General features: G+C 37.7%; 1 protein-coding gene. It reads left to right on the plus strand.

Features of this window, described 5'->3' with window-relative positions:
• Positions 1-597: 597 nt before the first annotated feature.
• Positions 598-1324 (plus strand): BRO family protein (locus tag R2S08_RS28805; protein WP_316838350.1); only part of this gene is annotated, 727 nt, incomplete at its 3' end.

Raw genomic sequence — 1324 nt, forward strand, 5'->3', positions numbered from 1 at the left:
AACATAAACAAAACTGTATGATTAAAACTAGTGACCTGGTCCAGTACTTCTGGACTCATTCTAACCTTATCACCAGCAAAGAAGGTGTTGAAGACGATTTAAGAAGTAGTTTGCCAATTAATTGGGGGTACTGTAAGAGATAATCCTTTGGCAAATAGATTGAGGTCTACACTGCAGGCAAGCTTGGGTCTTAGATGGCATATTATCGCAGTAGCGCGTGTTTCTTTAACTGGGCAAAAGAGACATCCGTCTCTTTGCCTAAAGCAGAAAGTAATCCCAGGATCCGGGTGTTGTTTTCAGTGGATGCACTGGCTTATTTCTTCAAGTTGTTGAATAAGGCTGGGTGGAGAGTTGGGGTTGTAATTCTCCTCTCTGCCCTGTGGGCCTCTCTCCGTCATTCCATGACACCTCTCTCCCTTTTTAAAGGGAGAGATCCCCTTTTGGGGAGAGAGGGATTCAAATAAAACCCATCGGGTATCCGATACCAGGAAGTTCTTTGAAATATTGTATGTGAGTAATAGATGGATAAAATAATTTTACTATTTATTTCAGTTTTTAATTATTGATTAGTTATATTTACAATATGAATTTTGATATATGAGTGTAAGGTTATTTGAAAATAAACAAGTGCGTTCTGTTTGGAATGAGGAAGAGCAAAAATGGTATTTTGCAATTCAAGATGTTGTAGAAGTACTTACTGATAGTATTGATGTTAAACAATATCTTAAAAAAATGCTAAGCCGAGATGCACAATTAAAAGTCAACTGGGGTACAATTTGTACCCCAGTTGAAATGATTGCAGCTGATGGTAAAAAGCGTAAAATACAGGCCTCCGATACTAAAGGCCTTTTACGAATTATACAGTCCATTCCGTCTGCTAAAGCTGAACCATTTAAATTATGGTTGGCTCAGGTTGGATCCGATAGATTAGATGAAATTGAAAATCCTGAATTGGCTGCTCAAAGAACCAGAGATCTGTATAAGCTTAAAGGTTATCCTGATGATTGGATTGAAAAAAGGATGCGCAGTATTGCTATCAGAGAAGAATTAACCGAAGAATGGAGAAATAGGGATATTAAAGATCAACGGGATTATGCCATATTAACAGCAGAGATTTCGAAAGCTACTTTTGGCGTAACTCCTTCAGAACACAAAGGAATTAAAGGGCTTAAAAAGCAAAATTTAAGAGATCATATGAGTGATCTGGAACTGATTTTTTCTATGTTGGGTGAGGCCTCAACAACAGAGATTATTAAAACAAAAAATCCGAAGGGATTTGCCGAGAATAAAAAGGTAGCCAAACAAGGAGGAGATATTGCTGGGA

It is taken from the genome of Pedobacter nutrimenti (assembly GCF_032678445.1).
Taxonomy (GTDB): Bacteria; Bacteroidota; Bacteroidia; order Sphingobacteriales; family Sphingobacteriaceae; genus Pedobacter; species Pedobacter nutrimenti_A.